Raw genomic sequence first — 22,331 nt, 5'->3', positions numbered from 1 at the left:
TTCTCTCCAGGGGAAAGGCTCGTGCACGGTCATCGCTTTGCCGGGAGCGGCGAGGCGACATTGGAGGAAACATCATGAACGTTCAGGCTTGGTTCAAGGCCAGTCGCATGGCATCCGTCGTCTGGCTCGCGCTCGCCATGGCCCCGCTCGCCGGGGGCTGTCAGGTGGAGGTGGCCGACGATGCGCCCGAATCGATCGACTCCGAGTCGAGTGAGGTGAGGGGAGGCGGCGGGCACCAGGGCGGCGTCTGCGGCGGCCTCGCCGGGATCGCGTGCGAGCGCGGCTCCTTCTGTGACTACGACATCAAGGCGCAGTGCGGCGCGGGCGATCAGACGGGCGTCTGCGCGCCCATCCCGCAGGCGTGCACCCAGGTGTACAATCCCGTTTGCGGCTGCGACGGCAAGACGTACAGCAATGCATGCTTCGCGAACGCGGCAGGCGTCTCCGTCGCGTCGCCCGGCAAGTGCGGCGCGCCCTCGTGATCGCGCGCCGCGGGGGGCCTGACGTGCCGCGTCCCCCCGCGGCGTCGACTCGATAGCTCTCGCCGTCCTCCCGCGTCGATGTCGACTTACCTCGCTCTCCCAGGGGAGCGGAGAGGCCTGCGCGATCGCCGCGGGAGGGCGCGCGGCGCGCCTGCGCCGCCCTCCTCCAACGTGGAAATCTCCGCTGCATCATGGTTGGAAGAATCCACCGCGATCGATGCGGAAAGTTCCACCTCACGCCAGCCCTGCGCCTCGGTCCGATCTGGCCGATGACGGCATGCCGCACGCTTCTGGCGCGAGGTTTCGTCACACGATCGATCCAGAATTGACATAATATCGCCCCGAAACGCGAGCTGAGGAGCGATCGATGACCTTGAGAATTCTTCGTTGCCTGTTGCCTGTCGCCACGCTGGCGGCCGCGCCTCTCGTGGGCTGCGGCTCGTCCGACGACCCCGGCGCGACCGGGGCGGGCGCCGGCGCGAGCAGCAGCACCGGGGGGCAGGGCGCGGGAGGCGACGGCGCAGGGGGCGACGGCGGGGCGGGCGGCGTCCCCACGGAGCCGCCGGACTACGCCGCCGCGTTCCCGCAGGACCGGGTTCCCCGCATCGACATCACCATCACGCCCGAGCAGTGGCAGCAGATGGTCGACGACATGACGGACTTGGCCGGCGAGTTCGGCTCGCAGGGCGGTCCCTTCGCGCCGCCTCCGGAGTGGGTCACGGCCTGCGATGGCCTCGTGGCCGGCGACGCCTGCACGATAGACCTCTTCGGGGCCGCCACCGAGGGAGCGTGCACGGAGCTCCCCGGCGGCCTGACCTGCCAGCCGCCCCCGCAGGAGCCCGGGGAATTCGTGCCGCCGCCGGACTGGATCGCCGCCTGCGAGGGGCTGGCGGCGGACGCCGACTGCACGATCGACATCTTCGGGACCGCCACCGAGGGGGCGTGCACCGACGTCGAGGGCGAGCTGACCTGCATGCCGCCCGGCCCTGGGGGCGGCGATCCGGGGCTCATCAGCAGCGTCGAGCTGCTCCCGCGCACGCCGGTCTACGTCGAGTGCGACGTCGCCACCGAAGATCGGCAGTGGAAGCACGTCGGCATCCGCTTCAAGGGCAACTCGAGCCTGCTCCTGCCCTGGAACGCGGGCAACTGGAAGCTGCCGCTGCGCCTCAACTTCGACCGATTCGAGGACGAGTATCCCGAGACCAAGAACCAGCGCTTCTACGGGTTCGACTCGATGTCGTTCGCGAGCGGGTACCTGGATCCCTCGCTCCTGCGCGAGAAGATCGGCACCGACATCTTCGCCAAGGCGGGGATCCCTGCGCCCGCGACCGCGTTCTACCGGGTCTTCGTCGATCACGGGGAAGGGCCCGTCTATTTCGGGCTGTACACCGGCATCGAGCTCCCGTCGGACGAGTCGTTCCTCGACACCCATTTCGGCGGCCACAAGGGCAACCTCTACAAGCCCGATGGCACCGGCGCGCGGTGGGAGACGTGGGACCCCGACACCATCGTCAAGGAGAACAACGAGGACGACACCGATCTCTCGGACGCGCGGGCGCTGTTCGACGCGCTGCACGCCGACAGGATCGACGCCGCCGCGTGGCGCGCGGGGCTCGAGGCGCGCCTCGACGTCGACGGCTTCCTGCACTGGTTCGCGCTGAACGCGGTGATCGAGGACTGGGACGTGTACGGCCGCCTGCCGCACAACTACTATCTCTACGCGGACCCGAACAAGGGCGGGCAGTTCACGTGGATCCCCTGGGATCACACCTTCGCGTTCTCGGACGCCGACGCGGGCGTGACCATCGGGATGACGGCGCTGTCCCTCTCGATGGCCGAGGTGACCGAGCAATGGCCGCTCGTCCGGTTCCTGCTCGACGATCCGGTCTATCTCGAGGTCTACCGCGGCTACGTGGCGCAGGCCGCCACCAAGGAGTACGAGGCGGCCGCTTCCGAGGCGTGGTTCAAGGCGGCGCACGACCTGATCGCGCCGTATGTCGTCGGGCCGGAGGGCGAGATCGAGGGGCACACGCACCTCACGACGCCCGAGGACTTCGAGAACGGACTCGCCACGCTGATCGCCCACGCCAAGGGACGGACAGCGGAGGTCGCCCTCTACCTCGAGCAGTGAGGGTCGAGCCGTCTCCGCACAGGGCGAAAGAGTCCTGTGCCACGGATAGCCGACCTGTCCCCGCGATCGCGGGCGCTGCACTTCGTGGGTCGCGTGGCCGACCCGTCGGCGTAGCGCCGCGAGGCCGCGCGTCCGGCGCGCGGGCGCGGCTCGCCCGGCGGTCGCCTCGCTCGGCGGGGCGCTCGCCTCCGCGCCCCGCCCGTCGAGCCTCCGGAACTCCCGGCCGATCAGGGGGATCACGAGCACGAAGATCGCGATGTCGATCGCGGCGTTCGCCCAGAACACCCCGCTCACCCCGGCGATCCTGGGCAAGAGCCACATCAGGGAGAGATAGAACACGAGCTGCCTCAGCAGGGCGAGCGCGCTCGCGAGCTTCGCCCGCTCCACGGAGGGGAAGAGCGCGAGCGCCATGAAGACCCACGGCATGACGGGCAGGGCGAGGACGGAGATTTGGAAGTCGAGCAGCTGCTGCGCCGCGAAGTCGAACCCCGGCAGCATGGAGCCGAGGACGACCTCAGCGGGCGTCTCTATCGCTCATGGCACGGTCGGCGCATGGTCTGAAAGAACGAACCACGCCTCGGCCGTCGCCGATTCCGGCGTCGAGGCGTCATCTCGAAGGGCTGCGCGGCTTTCGCCGACGCGCCGGGCGCCGCCGCGAGGCTGCCCCGAGGCGCTTTTGGATCGCCGCCTGCGTCTCGCGAGGCAGCGTCGCGATGTACTCCGCGGACAACGCGCGGAGCATCGCGTCCGGCAGGGCGAGCACCGCCTGCGCCTCGGTGAGCCCGGCGAGCCGCTGCTCGGGGGCGAGCCCGGCGAGCCGCTGCTCGGGGGCGAGCCCGGCGAGCCGCTGCTCGGGGGCGAGCCCGGCGAGCCGCTGCTCGGGGGCGAGCCCGGCGAGCCGCTGCTCGGGGGCGAGCCCGGCGAGCCGTTGCTCGGGGGCGAGCCCGGCGAGCCGCTGCTCGGGGGCGAGCCCGGCGAGTAGCTGCTCGGGGGCGAGCCCGGCGAGCCGCTGCTTGGGCGGCACCCGTGCGACGAGGCGCTTGAGCACCTTCTCGAAGCTCTCGACCACCCGTTTTTCGTCCTTCATGTGCCGCTTCCTCTGCCCCGGGAGCGGACGTCGAAGCTGCTCGACATGCTCCAGGAGCGCCCAGAACACCGCGATCTCCGCAGGGGAGAGCGCCGGGATCCCGCCGGGGTCGGCGACCATCCCAGGCGTCACAGTGTACAGCAGATGGTCGCCCTCGCGAGCGTTCGCCGGCACCGTCTCCACCACCCGCAGCGGAAAGACGCAGAGCCGACCCTCGTGTGTGCCCGGTCCCGTGGGCGTGAGCGCGCAGCCGAGCGATCTGAGCGCCTCGACGAAGCGCGGGGTCAGGCGGGGCGCGAGCACGCGGAGGGCGACGGAGGCGGGGTCCTCAATCTCTGCAACGACGAGGTACTGCAGCGCGTAAGCGAGGAGCATGCGGGCGTCATCGCGTTCGAGCTCGTCGGTCGGCCCCTTGAAGTGCACCAAGGTGTGCTCGGCCAGCCCGCCCACGACGCTGGTGAGAAGGCTCGGCCTGGGCGGAGCGCCGCGCCGCCGGCGCCGAAGGATGACGAGGTCGACGCGGAGCGGCTCGCGCGCGAGCTGAAACTCCGAGATGCACTGATACCAGCCCGCGGGCAGCACGTGCTCGAGGAGCGCGACGAGTACCGGGTGCCATGCCGTGTACACGCGGACGCGACGGCGCCCCTGCGGGGAGCGCGTCCCGCTCTTCGTCGCCGTTCGCGCGGCTTTCGCCATGCGGAGCAGCGTTACCACGACCGCCGTCGACAGGCGAGCTCGTGGCGTGAAGCGGTGACGCCGGCGGCACAGCGCGGTCCCCCGACATTCATGGCTAACAGCACGATTACGTGACGCCCGGAGTCGTCGTTCCGGTAAAGGCATCCCAGGCCCGAATGTAAGCGCGCGCATCGGGTCCCAGATGAGAGACGACGCGCGCAACGGCGGCAGGGGCATCGACGCCGCGGGCGCAGATGGCCTCCAGGAGCCCCGTCGCGACCGCATCTGCCTCTGGGCCACTTCCTGACAGCGAACGCTCCACGAGCCGCGAAACCTCATCAAGCGTGGTGTCATCGAGGTCGGATTCAAGCTGGACAAGCGCACGACCGATGCGGCCGAAGACGACCGTCACAGGCGCCGAATCGGGCTCCCAGTAGGCAACGACCTCAGACACCGCTTCCCGCAGCTTCGGGTGGCAGGCGGCGAAATCCTGGTACGGGTTGAGCGAGTCGGCCATCAACGTTCTCCTGCTCTGAGAGGGCTCCCCTCGACGTTCAGGCGGTACGGGGCCGGGGAGAGCCTCGGTGACGAGGTCGTTGAGATTCCGATGGAGATATGTGCGGTCGGTCTTGGACCGTGGAGAGACATGAGCCCGTCGCTCGATGAAATGGCGTTCAGGGTGGCCCCGTCCAGCACCGTCGCCGCTGGGCTGTCGAGTGCGCCGCCCGGCCGTCGCACCCCTGTCCCATGAGCCGCCCCCATGGGGACGATACTACAGGGCTATGCCGCTTCTGTAAGGGCGATCTTCGTGTCGGCCGGGCGCGGTCGAGGCCGGTCCGACTGGCGCCGAGGCGGCCTACAGCGGTTGCGCACGACGGCCTGAACGCCGCTGGCGCGCACGAGCAAAATATTGGCTTCTGGAAGGAAGCGCGCCAGCGCCGATCTCCGCATCTTCTCCCCCGTCTCCGGGGCAGGACGCCCCGCGATGCCATCGAGAGAGGAACCCCCCATGTCGAAGCTCATCCGCGCCGCCGCTTTCGCCTCGTTCACTGCCCTCGCCGCCTGCGCCTCGGAGGCCGCGGGCCCGGGCGTGCCCGTGGAGGGCCCCACCGGCGCGCCGGCCGCGCGGCTCGCCGCGTTCACGTCGGACGCCGCCGGCTTTGATACGCGCTCGTATTACTACGACACCGGGCGCGAGGTCGTCGTGTTCGACGCCCAGTTCACGGGAGCGTACTCCCGCGCGAGCGGCGTCACCGCGAAGACGTGGCAGTCGACGCGCTCCTCGCCCTGCGGGTCGCCGGAAGGCAGCGGCACCTGGGTGAGCCGCGGCGACAGGCACACTGTCCGCAGCGCGACGGGCGCCGCGGCGTGCGCGCGGTGCATGAAGTGGGCCGCGATGAACGCCGCGCGCTGCGGCGGCAGGATCCAGTGGGCGCTGCCGACCTCGAGGTGCAGGACGCCCGGGCTCGCGTAGAGCAGCTGGTGGTTGCGGTGCGCGTGCACGTCGCCGCTGAACGGCAGCACATCGTCGGCGAGCCCGAACGCGGGCAGGTCGACCGCATCGACGTCGACCTGCCCGCGCGGATGGTTCGGCGGGCGGGTGCTGCGCCGGGAGGACCAGCCGGGGGTGTGCACATCCTGATGTTCCCGCTCCGCGCGCTTCGAGGGTAGGATGGCGGAATGACGCGTGTGATCGTCGCCGGCGCTGTGGCGTGGACCAACCTGGATGCGATCCGGCGCGAGCTGGCGAAGCTCCCGGCAGGGGCGACCGTGATCCACGGCGACTCGCCGGGCGCGGACGCCCTCGCCGGGCGCGTCGCAGCCGAGCTGGGGCTCGACGTGGAGCCGATGGCGAAGAACAAGGCGGACTATGCGAAGTACAAGCGTGGTGCCTGGAAGGGGCTCAACGAGCGGATGCTTGCGAGCGGGGTAGTGCGGGTGCTGGTGTTTCATCCGGCGGTCGACAAGAGCCGCGGGTCGGGACACCTCGTCGGGCTGGCGAAGGCGGCTGGTGTCGAGGTGAGCGTGTTCGTGGAGTGAGGGGCACGGAGGGCGCGGCTGGCAGGAGCGCAACGGAGGAGAGGTTCCGGGACATGACAGCAGCTTGGCGACAGCACCCGAGGCTTGAGGGCCGCTTCCACGTCGACCACCCGGACGACCTGCAAGTCCTGGTTCACGACGGCGGGCCGCGGCTCACCGATCGCCGTCCGGAGCTTGTCTGGGTGCGCGTCACCGCATGCCACGGCGATGTCTTCACCGCCCGGTTGCTGAACCAACCGCACCAGAGGTCGTCCAGACGCGTGAAGGGCAAGACGTCTCATGTTTCCCGCCTCCCGCGATGACGCGAGGTCGCTGCTCGCGACCCAGGGCGCTCCGCCTCACTTGCTGCTGCACGTCGAGCTCGTCGGGGAAGCGGCGGATCTGCTCATCGTCCTCTTCCGCGAGCAGGGCATTCCGATCGACGAGGACTTTGTGCGGGTTGGCGTGGTGCTCCATGACGCCGGCAAGATCGAGCACCCTCGAGAGCTCACGGGGCCTGGCAACGAGCACGAACCCGCAGGCGAGCGAATGCTCCTCGCGGCTTCCGTCACGCCGGCGCTCGCGAGGGTGTGTCTGTCGCACGCGCGCTGGCAGCAGATGGCCTCTACACTGGAGGAGCTCATCATCGCCCTGGCCGACAAGCTCTGGAAGGGAGTGCGCGCGCCGGATCTGGAGGAACGAGTGCTTCTGGAAGCCACGGCGCGCGGCGGCCGTGATCGCTGGGGCCTGTTCATCCCCTTCGACTCTTGCTTCGAGAGGATCGCTGAACGAGGGCACTTGCGACTGGAACGTAGCCGGCACACGCGCTGACTCCCGGATAGATCCGCCGGCGCCTCTCGCCGCGGCTCAGCCGAGCGTTCGGAGGGCACCGCGACCTGGGGCGACCATGATGGCAGACATCAGAGATGCCGCTGGCGATTCACGAGGAAGAAGGATGACGTCATGATCACATTTGCTGTCTCGGACGTAAAGCGTTGCGAAAGCGGACGACCCTCCATCACGCTCGAAGAGTCGCTTCAAATCCGGTCGGAGCGGGGTTTCGAAGCCGCCGCGTGCAACCTGCCCGGTCTGATTCAGTCGAGAGCCCACGGGTTCGTCGAGGCAGTTTACCTGGCCTTCTATTGGCACTACCCGCTCGTCTTGTCGCCGGACGACGTCTGGCTCTGTCTCGCGCAGGGGTTCGCGACGCATGTCAAGCTCCACGCCGAGGCGCTGCGCCGCCGGTTCGTGAGCCACGACGACAGGCTCACCATCTCCGTAAGTCGCGACGATTTCGTCAAGGGCTCTCCCTCGAATGACTGGCCGGCAATGTTCTCCGAGCTGTCTGGTCGCATCGGGGAGCATGTCGGCAAGACGAGGGAGCTCGTCGTGGCGGACTTCTCGACGACCGGTGCCATCGAACGAGCCGCGTCCGAGGTCGTGCTCTTCGACGCCATGCAGCGATATTTCGATTACTTGGCCGTCTCGCTCAGCGGCATCCCAGAGATCACGCTCCTCGGGACGGTGGACGACTGGCTGTCGATCCGGAGAAGAGCCGACATGTTCAGCGAGTTCGATCTGACTGGCTGGACGGCGACGCTGTTGCCCGTGCTGGACCGGATCGTGCGGACCGCGCGCGGCGACGTGGATCGCGCCTTCTGGCAGTCCTTCTACAAGCAAAAAAACCAGTCTGGTGGACCCTATGTGAACGGCTGGATCAACGTTCTCTTCCCCTATGTCGAGGGGCAGGGTGCTGGGACAAATAGGCGCGAACCGTCCCCGAACCTGTATGCCATGCGCTGGGAAGAAGGTCTGAGCGCCGAGGTCGGCGGTGGCCCGGCCATGCACGACTTTCCGAAGGGGCTTTCTTCCGCCCCTTTCACGTGGGAATACCTGGGAGCCAAGATTCCCATGGTCTTCATGGGCGGCTTCACGGGCGTCTCGCAGGACGCGACCACCGGGGCCGTCAGGCCGGCGATCGGCTGGGCGATCGGCGAGCGATGACGATGGGTGATGGCCTGGCACCATGAGCATCTACGTCACACGCTGGATCCTGCGGTTCCCTCGCCACGGTGACGCTCATACCGGATGCGGTTGGATCGATGTTCATGGGCAAGCCATTCCCGAGCATTGCGGCCCTGTGCGCTCGCCAGCGGGTCCGGTTCGTCGGAGACGCGCGCGGGTCAGCGCGCGGCCATGCCGGGAAAACCCGCCGAATGCACGGTGCGGGTCCCCTCGATCCCCTTCAGATCGACGTGCGAGGCGCGCGGCGGCGTCCAGCCCTCATTGGTGAGCAGGCCGACGAGCTCGGCGTCGGCGGCGAGCGGCGCGGAGACGGTGAGCTCGCCGCCTGCCGAGACGCCGAGCAGGCGCGCCGCCGTGTTCACGGTGCGGCCGAAGTAGTCGAGGCGCTGGTTCAGGTTGACGAGCAGCGCCGGGCCGCGGTGCATGCCCGCCCGGAGCACGAGGCGCTCGCCCTCGGGCCGGCCGGCGTTGTGGCCGAGCATCCCGCGCATGGCGGCGCTCAGCGCCGTCACCGCGGACCGCTCGTCCAGGAACGTGGCCATGACCGCGTCGCCGATGGTCTTGACCACCGCGCCGCCCCGAGCTTCGACGGCGCCGATCACAACGTCGAAGTGATCGCGCACCAGGTTGTACGCGGGGGCGTCGCCGATCCGCTCGTACAGCCGCGTGGAACCGCACAGATCGGTGAAGACGACGAGGACCGAACGGACCGTCAGCCGCTCCCGCGCCGACAGCACCATGCCGCCGAAGTAGCGCCGGTACTCCGGCACGTGGAGCAGCTCGAGCCCGCTGAGCCGCCGCGGCAGGCTGGCCGGATCGAGCTCGTCCTTCAGGTCATCGCGATGAACGATGAAGCCGCACTGCGGCCAGCCGACGTTGGTGAGCGCGATCGCGAGCGGGCCCGGCCGCACCGCGAGCTCCGTCACGTCGTAGTGGGGTCCCGCGAGCTGCGAGATCGCGACGGCCTGCACCTCGTCCGTGGGCTCACCCTCGACCCGGAGAATGCCCTTGGCGCGGGTCAAGGGGCAGAAGTAGCGATAGCGGCCCGCGGGGAGCACCTCGGTCGCCGCCGCGGTCTCGCCGAGCGCGGCGGTGATGCCATAGCGGGGCTGGAGGGCCGACGGCGGCTGGCAAACGGGGGGGAAGCCGAGGTCCTCGATGGACCGGCCGAGCGAGAACGTCACCTCGACGCGCGCCGCCATGTCGACGTCGAAGGAGTACGCGCACATCGGGCAGAACGAGACGGCGGCGGCCATGGCGAGGTCGTCGATCGCCTCGGCCAGCATGTTGCAATGGCCGCAGTGGACGTCCCAGTGCATGTCGAAGAGGCCAGTCTGGGTGCCGTGCAGCAGGACGCGGATGACCGCGTGCGCGTCGAGCGCGGTGTCCGCCGCGACCACGTGGGGGTTGATACGGTAGCGACGGATCAGCGGCGCGTCGTGGAGCCATCGCTCGACCGCGTCGATCTCGCCTGCGTTCACGGGGTGCTGCTGCCTGAGCCGCTCGAACAGGGTCTTCAGACGGTGGGTATCCATGGCTGCTCCCCGAGCATGCGCATGTCTCGTACGCGGCGGGAAGCGCCACGTGCGTGCCCGGCCGCGCCGCTCCCCCACGTTCCCACGAGGGCTCCAGCAGCGCGGCTGTCGCACAGGACCTATCGCGCCTACAGCGTCAGCTCGGCCCTCGCGGTCGAGTCCCCGATCTCGCGCGTCACCCGGAAGCCGAGCTTCTGCGCCACGCGCTGCATCTCCACGTTCTCGGCCAGGATGTCGGCGCTGATGCGGGAGAGCCCCTCGTCGCGGCCGATCTGGACGAGGAGGGCGAGCAGCCGGGAACCGAGCCCCTGCCTCTGGTGCTCGTCGCTGATCAGCAGGGCGAACTCCGCGTCGCGCGTGCCTGGCAGCTTGCTCAGCCGGCCGACGCCGATGATCTGCCGCTGCGCGCCGCCCGCGGGCGGCTTCTCGACGACGAGCGCCATCTCGCGGTCGTAGTCCGCGAAGCAGACGCGCGTCAGCCGCTCGTGCGCGGTGCGCAGGTCGAGCTGCATCGGGTAGAAATACCGGAGCCGCACGGTCCGCTCGGACAGCTTCTTGTGGAACTCGACCATCTGCGGCTCGTCCTCGGGGCGGATGGGCCGAATCGTGAACGACGCCTGCCCGTCCTTGCTCTTGAGCTCCGTCACATACTGCGTCGGATACTCGCGGATCGCCGACCTGGGGAGCGCGGACTCCGGCGTGTCGGGCGGGTGCAGGACGACGCGAGCGTCGAGGGCGATGGCCCCCTCCGCGTTCACGGAGAGCGGGTTGATGTCGATCTCGCTTATCCATCGCTGCTCGATCACGAGCTGCGAGAACCTCACGAGCAGGTGCTCGAGCATCGTGAGGTCCACCGGCTTGCGGCCGCGCACGCCCTGGAGCGCGCGGTAGATCCTCGTCTGCTCCATCATGCGCCGCGCCAGCGTCGCGTTGAGCGGCGGCAGGCCGAGCGAGCGGTCCTTGAAGATCTCGACGAGCTGCCCGCCGGCCCCGAACAGGAGCACCGGGCCGAACTGCGGATCGACCGAGCTGCCGAGGATGATCTCGTAGGCGTCCTTCAGCGAGATCATCGGCTGGACCGTCACGCCCTGGAAGTGCTGCGCGCCGGCCAGGCGCGAGACGCTCTCCTGGATCTCCTCGAACGCCCTGCGTACGGCGTCATCGTCGCGCAGACCGAGCTTCACGCCGCCCACGTCGGTCTTGTGGGTGATCGTCGCGCTGTACAGCTTGAGGACGGCCGGATACCCCATCTCCCTGGCCATGGCGATGGCCTCGTCCGCGCTCCTCGCGACGGCCGTCGGCACCGTCGGGATGCCGTACGCCGCCATGAGCTGCTTCGACTCCACCTCATCCAGGAGCGTCCGGCCCGACGCGCGGACGCCGGCGATGAGCTCCCTGGCCCTCTCGCGATCGACGTTCAGCGCCCGCTCGTCCGTGCTCGGCGTCTCGTACAGGGCGCGGAGGGCGTACGCGTAACGGAACATCGAGCAGAACGAGCGAGCGGCGGTGTCGGGGTACTCGAACGTCGGGACCCCGGCGCGGTTCAAGATGGCTTTGCCCGCCTCCACCTCCACGCCGCCCATCCAGCTGGCGAGGACGGGCTTGCCGTCGACGTGCGCGTGCTTGCGCAGCGCCTCGGCGGTCTGGGTCGGCTCGGTCATGTCCTGCGGCGTGAGGATGACGAGCACGCCGTCGTTGTTCGGGTCCTTCGCGCAGATCTCCAGGGCCTTCGCGTAGCGGTCTTCGCCGGCGTCGCCGAGCACGTCGACCGGGTTGTTGCGGCTCCACGCGGCGGGGAGGAAGCCGCTCAGCTCGCCAAGGGTCTCCGGCGAGAGCGGCGCCAGCTCGCCGCCGTTCGCGACGAGCGCGTCCGCCGCCAGCACGCCCGGGCCGCCGGCGTTGGTGACGATGCACAGCCGGTTGCCGCGGGGCCGGGGCTGCTTGGCCAGCGTCTCGGCCATGGAGAACAGGTCCGCGATGTCGTTCACGCGCAGCACGCCCACGCGCCGGAACGCCGCGTCGAGCACCTCGTCCGAGCCGGTGAGCGAGCCGGTGTGCGAGGCGGCCGCCTTCGCCGCCGCCTCGCTGCGGCCTGGCTTGATCACGATGATCGGCTTGGTGAGCGCCACCTCGCGGGCGGCCGACAGGAACGCTCGCGCGTCGCGCGGGTCGCCGATCGACTCCATGTAGATGAGGATGCTGCTCGTCTTGGGGTCGTTGCCGAGGTGGTCGATCAGGTCGCCCCAGCCGACGTCGAGCATCGAGCCGACGCTGACGAACGCGCTGAAGCCGACCTGCTCCTTGAGGCTCCAGTCGAGCACCGCGGTGCAGAGCGCGCCGGACTGGCTGATGAACGCGACCTTGCCCGGCCGCGCCTGCCCCTTCGCGAACGTCGCGTTGAGCCCGCCGATCGGGTTCATGACGCCCAGGCAGTTCGGGCCGATGATGCGCATCTTCCCGCGGGCGCGATCCATGATCTGCCGCTCGAGCTGGACGCCCGGGGGGCCCATCTCCTTGAACCCCGCCGAGATGATGATCGCGCCGGGGACGCCGGCGTCCACGCATTCGCCGATGAGGCCCGGCACGCTCCCGGCGGGCGTGACGAGGACCGCGAGATCCACCTTCGCCGGCACGGCCGCGATGCTCGGATAGGCCTTGATGCCGAGGACGCTCTGCCGCTTCGGGTTCACCGGATAGACGGTGCCGCCGAACGGGTTGCTGATCAGGTTCCAGAGGAGCGTGCGGCCGACGGCGCCGCTGTTCTCGGTCGCGCCGATGACCGCGACGTTCCGCGGCCTGAAGATGGGGTCGAGGCTCTGAGGCTCCTGACGAAGGACATCGTGGGCACGGTCGGTCATGGGTACGGAGTCAGCCATGAAGCTCCTCGAGGGTGGATGGGGCGAACGCACCAGGGGCCGTTGCGCCGGAACGACGATGGCCGTCGTGCCACACGGCCGGCCTTGGCGCATGGGGAGTCTCTGCGAACACAGCAGGGGGCACGTTCCGTGCCCTGAACGCAGATTGCCAGGCCGCGCAGCGCCTTGATACCCTGCGCCGGCGCCATGATCCGCTCTCGACTTTTTCTCTTCGGGCTCCTCGGTCTGTGTTCGATCGCCTGCGAGGGCGCCGGGACGGCGGACGACACAAGCGCCGAGGCGTCCAGCGGCGCCTCGACGGCCGGCGCCTCGACGGCCGGCGCTTCGACCAGCGGCGGATCGACCGGCGGCGGATCGACGAGCGGCGCGGCTTCGGGCGGCGGCGGGTCGACCAGCAGCGCGGCGTCGGGCGGCGCGGGAGAGGGCGGCGCCGGCGCGGCCGGCGGCGGCGGCGAGGGCACCGGCGCGAGCCAGGGCGGCGGCGGCGCGGGCCCGGTCGACCTCCCAGCCGGCGTGAGCGCGCTGTTCCCCGCGCCGGGCGCCCGGGGGCTGTGCCCGGATCCGCCGCTCCGCATCACGTTCCCCGGCGCTCCGAAGCTGGGCAGCGCGGGCGCCGTTCGCGTGTTCAACGCCGCCCGGCCGGGCGCGGCGGTCGCGACGGTCGACATGGCCTCGATGACCGTGAGCGCCACGATCGGCGGCAGGACGTTCAACGTACCTCGCCCGGTGTACGTGGACGGCAACGATGCTGTCGTGTCCTTGCCGTCGCGCGCGCTCGACTACGGCCAGTCCTACTACGTCACGGTCGACCCCGGCGCCATCGTCCCCCCGGGGGGCGGCTCGTTCGCTATCGCGGACGCGACGGCGTGGCGCTTCGACACGGCGGACGCAGGCCCGTCGAGCGTCTCGTCGCTCGATGTTGCGCTCGACGGCTCCGGCGACTTCTGCTCGGTGCAAGGCGCGCTCGACGCGGTCCCGGCGAACAACAGGGACAGCGTGCTCATCACCGTTCAGCGCGGGACCCACCACGGGGTCGTCTACTTCGAGGGCAAACACAAGATCACGCTGCGCGGGGCCGATCGCAAAGGCACGGTCCTCTCGGGTACGAACAACAACAACCTGAACCCGAGCACCAGGGGGCGCGCGCTCGTCGGCGCCGACAAGGTGAGCGACCTCATCATCGAGAACCTCACCATCCACAACCTGACGCCGCAGGGCGGCTCCCAGGCGGAGGCGCTGCGACTCCAGGACTGTGACAGGTGCGTCGTGCGTGACGCCGACATCCTGAGCCTCCAGGACACGCTGCTCTGGTCCGGGCGCCTCTACGCGGACAACTGCACGATCTCAGGCAACGTCGACTTCGTGTGGGGCACGGGCGCGGCGTATTTCAACCGGTGCGAGATCAAGACGGTCGGTCGATCCGGCTACATCGTGCAGGCGCGCAACGGCGACGCCGGCTACGGCTATGTCTTCGTCGACTCGCGCATCACGAGCGACGCGGGCATCACGGGGAACACGCTGGCGAGGATCGACGTGAGCCAGTATCCGGCGAGCCACGTCGCGTACGTCAACTGCACGCTCGGCAGCCACATCTCGCGGGCGGGGTGGACGATCACGGGCGGGTCTCCTCCGCGCACCCTCCGCTTCTGGGAGTACCAGAGCCGGGACGCGGATGGACGCCTCATCGACACCAGCGGGCGTGTCGCCGGATCGACGCAGATCTCCGCGCAGCAAGCGGCGATGATGCGCGATCCAGCGGTCGTGCTCGGCGGCTGGGTCCCTCCGAACTGAGCCGGCCGCGCGGCGCATCGAACCCTGAGCTCTGCGCGGGATGACCCGTGACGCTGGAAGGACCGGAACGATGAAGATGACCTTTCGCTGGTACGGCGAGAACGACCCCGTGAAGCTCGAGTACATCCGTCAGATCCCGGGCATCTACGGCATCGTCTCGGCTATTTACGATGTGCCGGTGGGCGAGGTGTGGCCGGTCGAGCGGCTGCAGGCGCTCAGGGCGCGCGTCGAGGGCGTCGGCCTCCGGTTCGAGGTGGTGGAGAGCGTGCCGGTGCACGAGGACATCAAGCTCGGCAAGCCGACCCGCGAGCGGCTGATCGACAACTTCTGCCAGAACATCCGCAACTGCGCGGCCGCCGGCGTGAAGGTGATCTGCTACAACTTCATGCCGGTCTTCGACTGGACCCGCACCGAGATGGCCAGAGAGCTGCCCGACGGCTCGCTGACCCTGGCCTTCGACGCCGCGGCGGTGGCCGAGATCGATCCGGAACAAGGCATCTCGCTGCCTGGCTGGGACGCGAGCTACAAGCCGGAGCAGCTCCGCGCCGTCCTCGACGAGTACAAGAACGTCCGCGAAGAGGCCCTGTGGGCGCACCTGGAGCACTTTCTCCGGCGCGTCATCCCGGTCGCCGAGGAGGTCGGCGTCCGGATGGCCATGCATCCGGACGACCCGCCCCGGCCGATCTTCGGCCTGCCGCGCATCGTCAAGAACCGCGACGACCTGATGCGCCTGGTGAAGACCGTCGACTCTCCGGCCAACGGCATCACGCTGTGCTCCGGCTCGCTGGGCGCCGATCTGTGCAACAACATCGTATCGCTGGTGCGCGAGTTCGGCGGCATGGGCCGCATTCCCTTCGGTCACCTGCGCAACGTGGCGGTCCAGGAGGATGGCACCTTCTTCGAATCTTCCCACCTGTCCTGTGAGGGGTCGCTCGACATGGCCGCCATCGTGAAGGCGTACCATGACGTCGGCTTCAACGGCTACGTGCGCCCGGACCACGGCCGCATGATCTGGGGTGAGACCGGCAAGCCGGGATATGGGCTGTACGACCGCGCGCTGGGCCTCGTGTACCTCAATGGGCTGTGGGAGGCGACGTGCAAGCTCTCGCCCGGGCCCGCTGCCAAGGCGCCTGCCCCTGGATGAGCGGGTGAGCGGGTAGGGGAGCAGGACGCCGCGACACCAGCGGAACGCGCCCTCACGCGGGCACCGGCGCTCCGTACCCGCCGCCCCCCGGCGTCTCGATCACGAACACATCGCCGCTCCCCATCTCGACCGATCCGATGTGCCCCAGCACCTCGACCGAGCCGTCCGCGCGCACCACCAGGTTGCGCCCGGGCGCGCCTGCCTGCCCGCCCGCCAGGCCGAACGCGGCCGTCGAGCGCCCGTTCGACAGGATCGACGCCGTCATCGGCTCCAGGAAGCGCACGGCGCGTGTGCCGCCGTTCCCGCCAGGATAGCGCCCGGCCCCGCCCGAGCCCTCGCGGATCTCGTAGCGATCCAGCCGCACCGGGAAGCGGTGCTCCAGCACCTCCGGATCCGTCAGGCGCGAGTTCGTCATGTGCGTCTGCACGACGCTCGTCCCGGCGAAGCCGCGCTCGGCGCGCGTGCCACCGCCGCTCCCGCCGAGCTCGATGCCCGCCCCCGAGCCGCCCGAGATCGTCTCGTAGTACTGGAGCCGCTCGTTGCCGAACGTGAAGTTGTTCATCGTCGGCTGGCTGCTCGCGAGTACGCCGAGGGCCCCGTACAGCGCGTTCGTGACGCAGGTCGACACCTCGACGTTGCCGGCCACCACCGCGGCCGGGGGGCGCGGGCTCAGCATCGAGCCCTCGGGGATGACGACCTCGATCGGCTTCAGGCAGCCCGCGTTGAGCGGGATCTCGTCGTCCACGAGCGTGCGGAAGACGTAGAGCACGGCGGCCATCGTCACAGCGCGGGGCGCGTTGAAGTTGTTCTCCATCTGCCCGGACGTGCCGGTGAAGTCCACGACCGCGGCGCGGCGCTCCCGGTCGATCCGGAGGACCACCTCGATCGTCGCGCCGTTGTCGAGCGGCAGCGAGAAGCGCCCGTCGTGGAGGAGCGCCGGGTCGAGCCGCGCGATCGCGAGGCGCACGCTCTCCTCGGCGTTGTCCTGCACGTGCTTCATGTAGGCCTGCACCGTCGGGAGGCCGAACTGCGCCACCATCGCGGCGAGCTCCTGCGCGCCCTTCTCGTTCGCCGCGATCTGCGCGCGCAGGTCGGCCAGGTTCTGCTGCGGGTTGCGCGCCGGGTACGGCCCTGCGCCGAGCAGCGCCAGGATCTCCGCCTCGCGGAGCCGGCCGGCCTCGACCAGCTTCACGTTGTCGAGGAGCACGCCCTCCTCCTCGATCGTCCTGGAGAACGGCGGCATCGAGCCCGGCGTGATGCCGCCGATGTCCGCGTGATGGCCGCGCGACGCCACGTAGAACAGCACGTGAGCGCCCGCCTCGTCCCACACCGGCGTGACCACGGTCACGTCCGGCAGGTGGGTGCCACCGCGGTACGGATCGTTGAGCGCGTAGACGTCCCCCGGCTTCATCCCCGGGTTCCGCGCGATCACGGTCTTGATCGACTCGCCCATCGAGCCGAGGTGCACCGGCATGTGCGGCGCGTTCGCGATCAGGCTGCCCTCCGCGTCGAACAGCGCGCACGAGAAGTCGAGCCGCTCCTTGATGTTGACCGAGTGGGCGGTGTTCTGGAGCCGCAGGCCCATCTGCTCGGCGATGTTCATGAACAGGTTGTTGAACACCTCCAGCATCACCGGGTCGACCTCGGTGCCCACCGCGCGCCGCGCCGGGCGCGGCGCCACCCGGGTGAGCACCATGTGGCCGAGCGCGGTGATCTCGGCCCGCCATCCCGGCTCGACGACGGTCGTCGCGTTGGCCTCGGCCACGATGGCCGGCCCGTCGATCACCGCGCCGCGCCCGAGCCGCTCGCGCCGGTACAGCGCCGCGTCGTGGAGCGCCCCCTCGGCGTACATCCGCGCCCGGGCGTCGGCCTCGGGGTGGTGCGGGCGCGCCTCCGCGGGCCGCTCCTCGGCGGCCTCGCCCGGCCCGATCGCCTCCACGGAGACGCTCTCCAGGACGAGCGCCTTGTCCGGCATCAGGAAGGCGAACCGCCTGCGGTAGGCCGCGTCGAAGGCGGCGCGGATCGCCTCCGCGCTGCCGTCGGGCACGACGAGGGCGGTGTCGGTGCCCTCGTAGCGCACGTGGACGCGCCGGACGAGCCGCACCCGCTCCGGCGAGAACCCTTGCCCCACGAGCTCGGCCTCCGCGTCGCGGCCGATGCGCGCGAGCGCCTCGCGCGCCGCGGAGAGCCCCGCCTCGTCGAGGCGCCGCTCCACGGCGGCCTCGCGGATCGCGCTCTGGTCCGAGAGGCCCATGCCGTAGGCGGACAGGACCCCGGCGAGCGGGTGGACGAAGACGCGGCGCATGCCGAGCGCGTCGGCCACGGCGCACGCGTGCTGGCCGCCGGCGCCGCCGAAGCATTGCAGGGTGTACTGGGTGACGTCGTGCCCGCGCGCCACCGAGATCTTCTTCACCGCGTTGGCCATGTTCGCGACGGCGATCTGCAGGAAGCCCTCGGCCAGCTGCTCGGGCGTGATCGGGCGCGACGTGTCGCGCTGCACCTCGGCCGCCACGGCCCGGAAGCGCTGCTCGACGACCTCGCGGTCGAGCGGCGCGTCGGCGCCCGGGCCGAACACGTGCGGGAAGAACTCCGGCTGGATCTTGCCGAGCATCACGTTCGCGTCGGTGACGGCCAGCCGCCCGCCGCGGCGGTAGCACGCCGGCCCCGGGTTCGCGCCGGCCGACTCCGGCCCCACGCGCAGCCGCGCGCCGTCGAAGCCGAGGAGCGAGCCGCCCCCCGCGGCCACGGTGTGGATGCTCATCATCGGCGCGCGCATCCGGACGCCGGCCACCTGCGTCTCGAAGGCGCGCTCGAGCTCGCCGGCGTAGTGCGACACGTCGGTCGAGGTGCCGCCCATGTCGAAGCCGATCACCTTCTCGTGCCCGCCCGCGAGCGCGGTGCGCACCATGCCGACGATGCCGCCCGCCGGGCCGCTCAGGATCGCGTCCTTGCCCTGGAAGCGGCCGGCCAGCGTCAGCCCGCCGCTCGACTGCATGAAGTAGAGCGGCACGCCGGGCATCTGGCTGGCCACCTGCTCGACGTAGCGGCGCAGGATGGGCGACAGGTACGCGTCGACCACCGTGGTGTCGCCGCGCGAGACGAGCTTCATCAGCGGGCTCACCTCGTGCGACGCGGAGACCTGGGTGAAGCCGACCTCGCGCGCGATCTCGGCCGCCCGCCGCTCGTGCGCGGCGAACCGGTAGCCGTGCATGAAGACGATCGCGCAGGCGCGGATGCCGGCCTCGAACGCCTCCGAGAGCGGGCCGCGCAGCGCCTCGCCGTCGAGCGGCTCGGCCACCTCGCCGCGCGCGCCGACGCGCTCGCGGGCCTCGATCACGCGCTCGTAGAGCAGGTCGTGCAGCGCGATGTGGCGATCGAACAGGCGAGGGCGGTTCTGGTAGCCGATGCGCAGCGCGTCGCGGAAGCCGCGCGTGGTGACCAGCACGGTGCGGTCCCCCTTGCGCTCGAGCAGCGCGTTCGTGGCCACCGTGGTGCCCATCTTCACGCACTCGACCTCGGCGGCAGAGATGAGCTGACCGGGCGCGAGGCCGAGCAGGCGGCGGATCCCCTCGACCGCCGCGTCGGCGTACTGCTCGGGGTTCTCCGACAGGAGCTTGGCGGTGGTGAGCGAGCCGTCGGGCCGCCGGGCCACGACGTCCGTGAACGTGCCTCCGCGATCGATCCAGAACTGCCACTTGTGCGAGGTCGAGGTCATGGAACCCGCTCCTTGCCGGCCGCCTCCTCCGCCGCGCTCCGCCCCGTCCTGCCAGCCGAAGGGCGGCAAGACTAAGTTTTCATTGAACAATCTTCAACCGTCGGGAGGGTCGCCCCGCCCATGCCGATGGAAGCTCGCAGCACCCCGCCGCGCGCAAGGGGGGCGCCGCGCCGTCGCCCCGCGCGGCCTGCCGCCTCGCCACGACCCCATGGCCGCGTACGCCCGCCCGGGAACCGGCGTTCAGCGCTGTACAACCGTTCGTGCGGCGTGATAAGCGCTCCATCAGCCCTCGAAACGAGAGGATCTGCTCGAATGTCCAGCAAGCAACCTCCTCCGCACGTCACCGCCGCCCACGCGGCGGGGCTGGCCGCGCTGCTCGGCGCGACGGACGCTGCCGCGGAGAACGAGCGCGCGGGGAGCGCGGAGCGGCACTTCGAGCGGTCACGAGGGGTGCGGTCAGCGCGATCTGGGCCGCGCGCGAAGCCCGCCGCTGGCCCCCACCCGCCGGGTGGCCCCTCGAACGCGGGCGGCGCGCGGGAGTACGTGTGCGCCGCGCCGACGCGCTCGCCGGTGCTGAACGCGTTCCTGAGCGAGCTCGGCACGGAGGGCGAAGCGCTCGTGCCGGCGCACGTCCACGTCTTCGACGAGCACACCCTCGCGCCGAGGCTCGTCGAGCTCGCGCGCCAGCGGGTGGTCTCCATGCTGCTCGCCGTGGGCAGGACCGAGGTCGCCCTGACCCTGGCGCAGATGCCGTCGATCACCAACGAGCGCGCCGCGCGGCTCTTCATGCGGCAGGCGGTCCACGTCGGCGGCGATCTCGGGGCGATCACGGGCGACTACGCGCGGCACTACCGGCGCTCGGGGGCGCCGGAGCGCGACGACCAGCGCGCGGGCTGCATCATGGCCGCGTTCGCGGGACGCCTGAGCGCCATGGCGGAGAAGCTCCTCGGCCCGCACGTGCGCGCCGAGCTGCGCGCCGCCCTGGAGGCGCTGACGGCGCAGGGCAGCCCTCCCGCGCGGCGGGCGCGCGCGAGCGATCTCCGCGCGCCGCAGGGCGCCGGGCGAGGCGCCCCCGCGGCGCGCGACGCCGCGAGCTCGGCGACACGGCCGAGGCGCAAGTAGGCGGCGCGCGGCGCCGCGAGCGCGGCGATCCGGTCGAGCCGCAAGCAAGCGGCGCGCGGTCCGGGTCGGATCCCTGTTGCCGTGGGGTCGTTCGTTTGCTTCGTTGGGCGCGAGGCGCCCCGGCTGCTCGACTCTGAGCCCCTGGGGCGCGCGTTCCCAGCGAGAGGCCGAGGCTCATGAATTCGCTCGCAGAAGGCAGCGTCGTCGCCGGAAGATACCGCCTCGAGCGGATGCTCGCGCGGGGCGGGATGGGGGCGATCTGGGTGGCCCGGCACCTCCAGCTCGACGCCACGGTCGCGGTCAAGCTCATGGCGCCCGAGTACGCCGCCTCGTCCGCCGCGCGGGCGCGCTTCGAGCGGGAGGCGAGGGCCGCGGCGCAGCTCAAGATACCGAACGTCGTGCACGTGCACGATTACGGTCTCGAGGGCGACACGCCTTTCCTCGTGATGGAGCTCCTCGACGGCGAGGATCTCGAGACGCGGCTCTCGCGGGAGGGGCGCCTCTCCACCGCGACCACGCTCGGCATCGTCACGCAGGTGTGCAAGGCCCTGCGTCGCGCGCACGAGGCGGGGATCGTCCACCGCGACCTCAAGCCCGCGAACCTCTTCCTCTCGCGGCAGGACGAGGACGAGCTCGTGAAGGTCCTCGACTTCGGGATCGCCAAGGCCCAGGGCACGCTGCTGGCCGGCAACGAGACGAAGACAGGCACGCTCGTCGGCTCGCCTTACTACATGAGCCCCGAGCAGGTGCGCCGCAGCAAGACCCTCGACTGGCGCAGCGATCTCTGGTCCGTCGGCGTGATCGCCTATCGCTGCCTCACCGGCCGTCTCCCGTTCCCGGGTGAAGAGATCGGCGAGGTGTTCGTGGCGATCTGCACGGAGGATGTCCCCCCCGCGTCCAGCGTCGTGCCGGAGCTCGGGCCCTCAGTGGATGGGTTCTTCTCGCGCGCGCTCGCGCGCGACCCGGCGCATCGGTTCCAGGGCGCGAGCGAGCTCGCCGAGGCGCTCGGCGCGGCGGCCTCCGCGGCGGGGTCGGAGACCCGACCTCTCCAGCCGTCGGTTCCCGCGGAGGGCCCGCCTCCGCTGCTCGCCGTCCGCGGCGGCACGATGGCCGCGAGCCCAGATGCGATCGGGGCGCGTCCAGACGCGTCAGGGACGGGTCCAGATGCAGCGAGAATGATGGGACCGAGCCCCGGCACGATGGGCGCCGCCTCCAGCGCGTCAATGCCCACGCTGCGGAACCAAGCAGGGTCCCCCTTCCACGGCTCTCCTAGCGGTGGCGCCTCGGAAAGCGCCACGCCGGCGTTCCAGGGGGCCATCAGCACATTGACGTCGGCAGGAAACACCCTCGCCCCGCGGAAAGCCGACAGCCGCCGCGCCTGGATCTCGCTCGCCCTGGGCGCGAGCGCGCTCGCCCTGGGGCTCGTCACGTACGCGGTCCTTCGCGCCCCCGCGCCGGACGGCGAACCGGCGTCGCGGCCCGACCCGGCGGCCTCGCCTGCCTCCACGCCCGCGCTGCCCGCAGCCGCGCCGTCGACAGCGTCACCGGAGCCTCCGCCGCCCTCCCACAGCGCGATGGCCGCGCCGGGCGCGACAGCAGCCTCCGAGGCGCCGACCAGCGCGCCCGTGCGCACGCCGCCGGCGGTGTCATCGTCCGCCAGAAAACGGGCGCCGCTGCCGCCGAGGCCCCGGATCCCTCGGGACGATCCTACCGAGCACATGTGACCTCC

15 protein-coding genes are annotated in these 22,331 nt (G+C 70.7%); 9 read left to right on the top strand and 6 right to left on the bottom strand.

The window, feature by feature from the left end; all coding sequences use genetic code 11:
• Positions 1 to 74 precede the first annotated feature (74 nt).
• Positions 75 to 482, top strand: a complete 408-nt coding sequence (locus WME95_RS22995) for a Kazal-type serine protease inhibitor family protein (protein ID WP_437910589.1) — start codon at positions 75 to 77, stop codon at positions 480 to 482.
• A 367-nt stretch (positions 483 to 849) separates the two neighbouring features.
• Positions 850 to 2,613, top strand: coding sequence for a CotH kinase family protein (locus WME95_RS22990; RefSeq protein WP_437910588.1), 1,764 nt, complete (start codon positions 850 to 852; stop codon positions 2,611 to 2,613).
• 607 nt (positions 2,614 to 3,220) lie between these two features.
• Here the strand turns inward: WME95_RS22990 and WME95_RS22985 are convergent.
• The 3 genes from WME95_RS22985 to WME95_RS22975 all read right to left on the bottom strand — a co-directional run bounded on the left by WME95_RS22985 (position 3,221) and on the right by WME95_RS22975 (position 6,010).
• A complete protein-coding gene (locus tag WME95_RS22985) occupies positions 3,221 to 4,396 on the bottom strand; it encodes a hypothetical protein (protein ID WP_437910587.1) in 1,176 nt (391 codons plus the stop codon).
• Positions 4,397 to 4,502: 106 nt separating this feature from the next.
• Entirely contained in the window at positions 4,503 to 4,892 is a 390-nt protein-coding gene (locus WME95_RS22980; RefSeq protein ID WP_437910586.1) for a hypothetical protein, read from the bottom strand.
• 662 nt (positions 4,893 to 5,554) lie between these two features.
• A complete protein-coding gene (locus WME95_RS22975) occupies positions 5,555 to 6,010 on the bottom strand; it encodes a hypothetical protein (protein WP_437910585.1) in 456 nt (151 codons plus the stop codon).
• A gap of 45 nt (positions 6,011 to 6,055) precedes the next feature.
• Between WME95_RS22975 and WME95_RS22970 the strand changes: the two genes are divergently transcribed.
• The 3 genes from WME95_RS22970 to WME95_RS22960 all read left to right on the top strand — a co-directional run bounded on the left by WME95_RS22970 (position 6,056) and on the right by WME95_RS22960 (position 8,398).
• On the top strand, positions 6,056 to 6,415 hold the full coding sequence (locus WME95_RS22970) for an SLOG family protein (RefSeq protein ID WP_437910584.1): 360 nt from the start codon (positions 6,056 to 6,058) through the stop codon (positions 6,413 to 6,415).
• 342 nt (positions 6,416 to 6,757) lie between these two features.
• Complete coding sequence (locus tag WME95_RS22965; RefSeq protein ID WP_437910583.1) at positions 6,758 to 7,225, top strand: HD domain-containing protein; 468 nt, start codon at positions 6,758 to 6,760, stop codon at positions 7,223 to 7,225.
• A gap of 132 nt (positions 7,226 to 7,357) precedes the next feature.
• On the top strand, positions 7,358 to 8,398 hold the full coding sequence (locus tag WME95_RS22960) for a DUF4419 domain-containing protein (RefSeq protein WP_437910582.1): 1,041 nt from the start codon (positions 7,358 to 7,360) through the stop codon (positions 8,396 to 8,398).
• A 179-nt stretch (positions 8,399 to 8,577) separates the two neighbouring features.
• Here the strand turns inward: WME95_RS22960 and WME95_RS22955 are convergent, their stop codons facing one another.
• Together WME95_RS22955 and WME95_RS22950 are read right to left on the bottom strand one after the other, a co-directional pair.
• Positions 8,578 to 9,954: a DUF5939 domain-containing protein gene (locus WME95_RS22955; protein WP_437910581.1), complete on the bottom strand. Its 1,377-nt coding sequence runs from the start codon at positions 9,952 to 9,954 to the stop codon at positions 8,578 to 8,580.
• Between the two features lie 128 nt (positions 9,955 to 10,082).
• A complete protein-coding gene (locus WME95_RS22950; protein WP_437910580.1) occupies positions 10,083 to 12,830 on the bottom strand; it encodes a bifunctional acetate--CoA ligase family protein/GNAT family N-acetyltransferase in 2,748 nt (915 codons plus the stop codon).
• 186 nt (positions 12,831 to 13,016) lie between these two features.
• On the opposite strand from WME95_RS22950, the gene WME95_RS22945 reads away from it, so the two are divergent.
• Positions 13,017 to 14,621, top strand: a complete 1,605-nt coding sequence (locus WME95_RS22945) for a pectinesterase family protein (protein WP_437910579.1) — start codon at positions 13,017 to 13,019, stop codon at positions 14,619 to 14,621.
• Positions 14,622 to 14,691: 70 nt separating this feature from the next.
• Positions 14,692 to 15,765: a mannonate dehydratase gene (gene uxuA / locus WME95_RS22940; protein ID WP_437910578.1), complete on the top strand. Its 1,074-nt coding sequence runs from the start codon at positions 14,692 to 14,694 to the stop codon at positions 15,763 to 15,765.
• Between the two features lie 52 nt (positions 15,766 to 15,817).
• Here the strand turns inward: uxuA and WME95_RS22935 are convergent, their stop codons facing one another.
• Positions 15,818 to 19,480 carry a hydantoinase B/oxoprolinase family protein gene (locus WME95_RS22935; RefSeq protein WP_437910577.1) on the bottom strand — a complete coding sequence of 1,221 codons (3,663 nt, stop codon included), beginning with the start codon at positions 19,478 to 19,480 and terminating at the stop codon, positions 15,818 to 15,820.
• Positions 19,481 to 19,792: 312 nt separating this feature from the next.
• Between WME95_RS22935 and WME95_RS22930 the strand changes: the two genes are divergently transcribed.
• Positions 19,793 to 20,602, top strand: a complete 810-nt coding sequence (locus WME95_RS22930) for a hypothetical protein (protein ID WP_437910576.1) — start codon at positions 19,793 to 19,795, stop codon at positions 20,600 to 20,602.
• A gap of 176 nt (positions 20,603 to 20,778) precedes the next feature.
• Positions 20,779 to 22,326: a protein kinase domain-containing protein gene (locus tag WME95_RS22925; RefSeq protein ID WP_437910575.1), complete on the top strand. Its 1,548-nt coding sequence runs from the start codon at positions 20,779 to 20,781 to the stop codon at positions 22,324 to 22,326.
• Positions 22,327 to 22,331 lie beyond the last annotated feature (5 nt).

Source organism: Sorangium sp. So ce327 (assembly GCF_051530205.1).
GTDB lineage: Bacteria > Myxococcota_A > Polyangia > Polyangiales > Polyangiaceae > Sorangium > Sorangium cellulosum_B.
The sequence above is the reverse complement of the archived record's forward strand: the minus strand, read 5'-3'. Positions and strand labels throughout refer to the sequence as shown.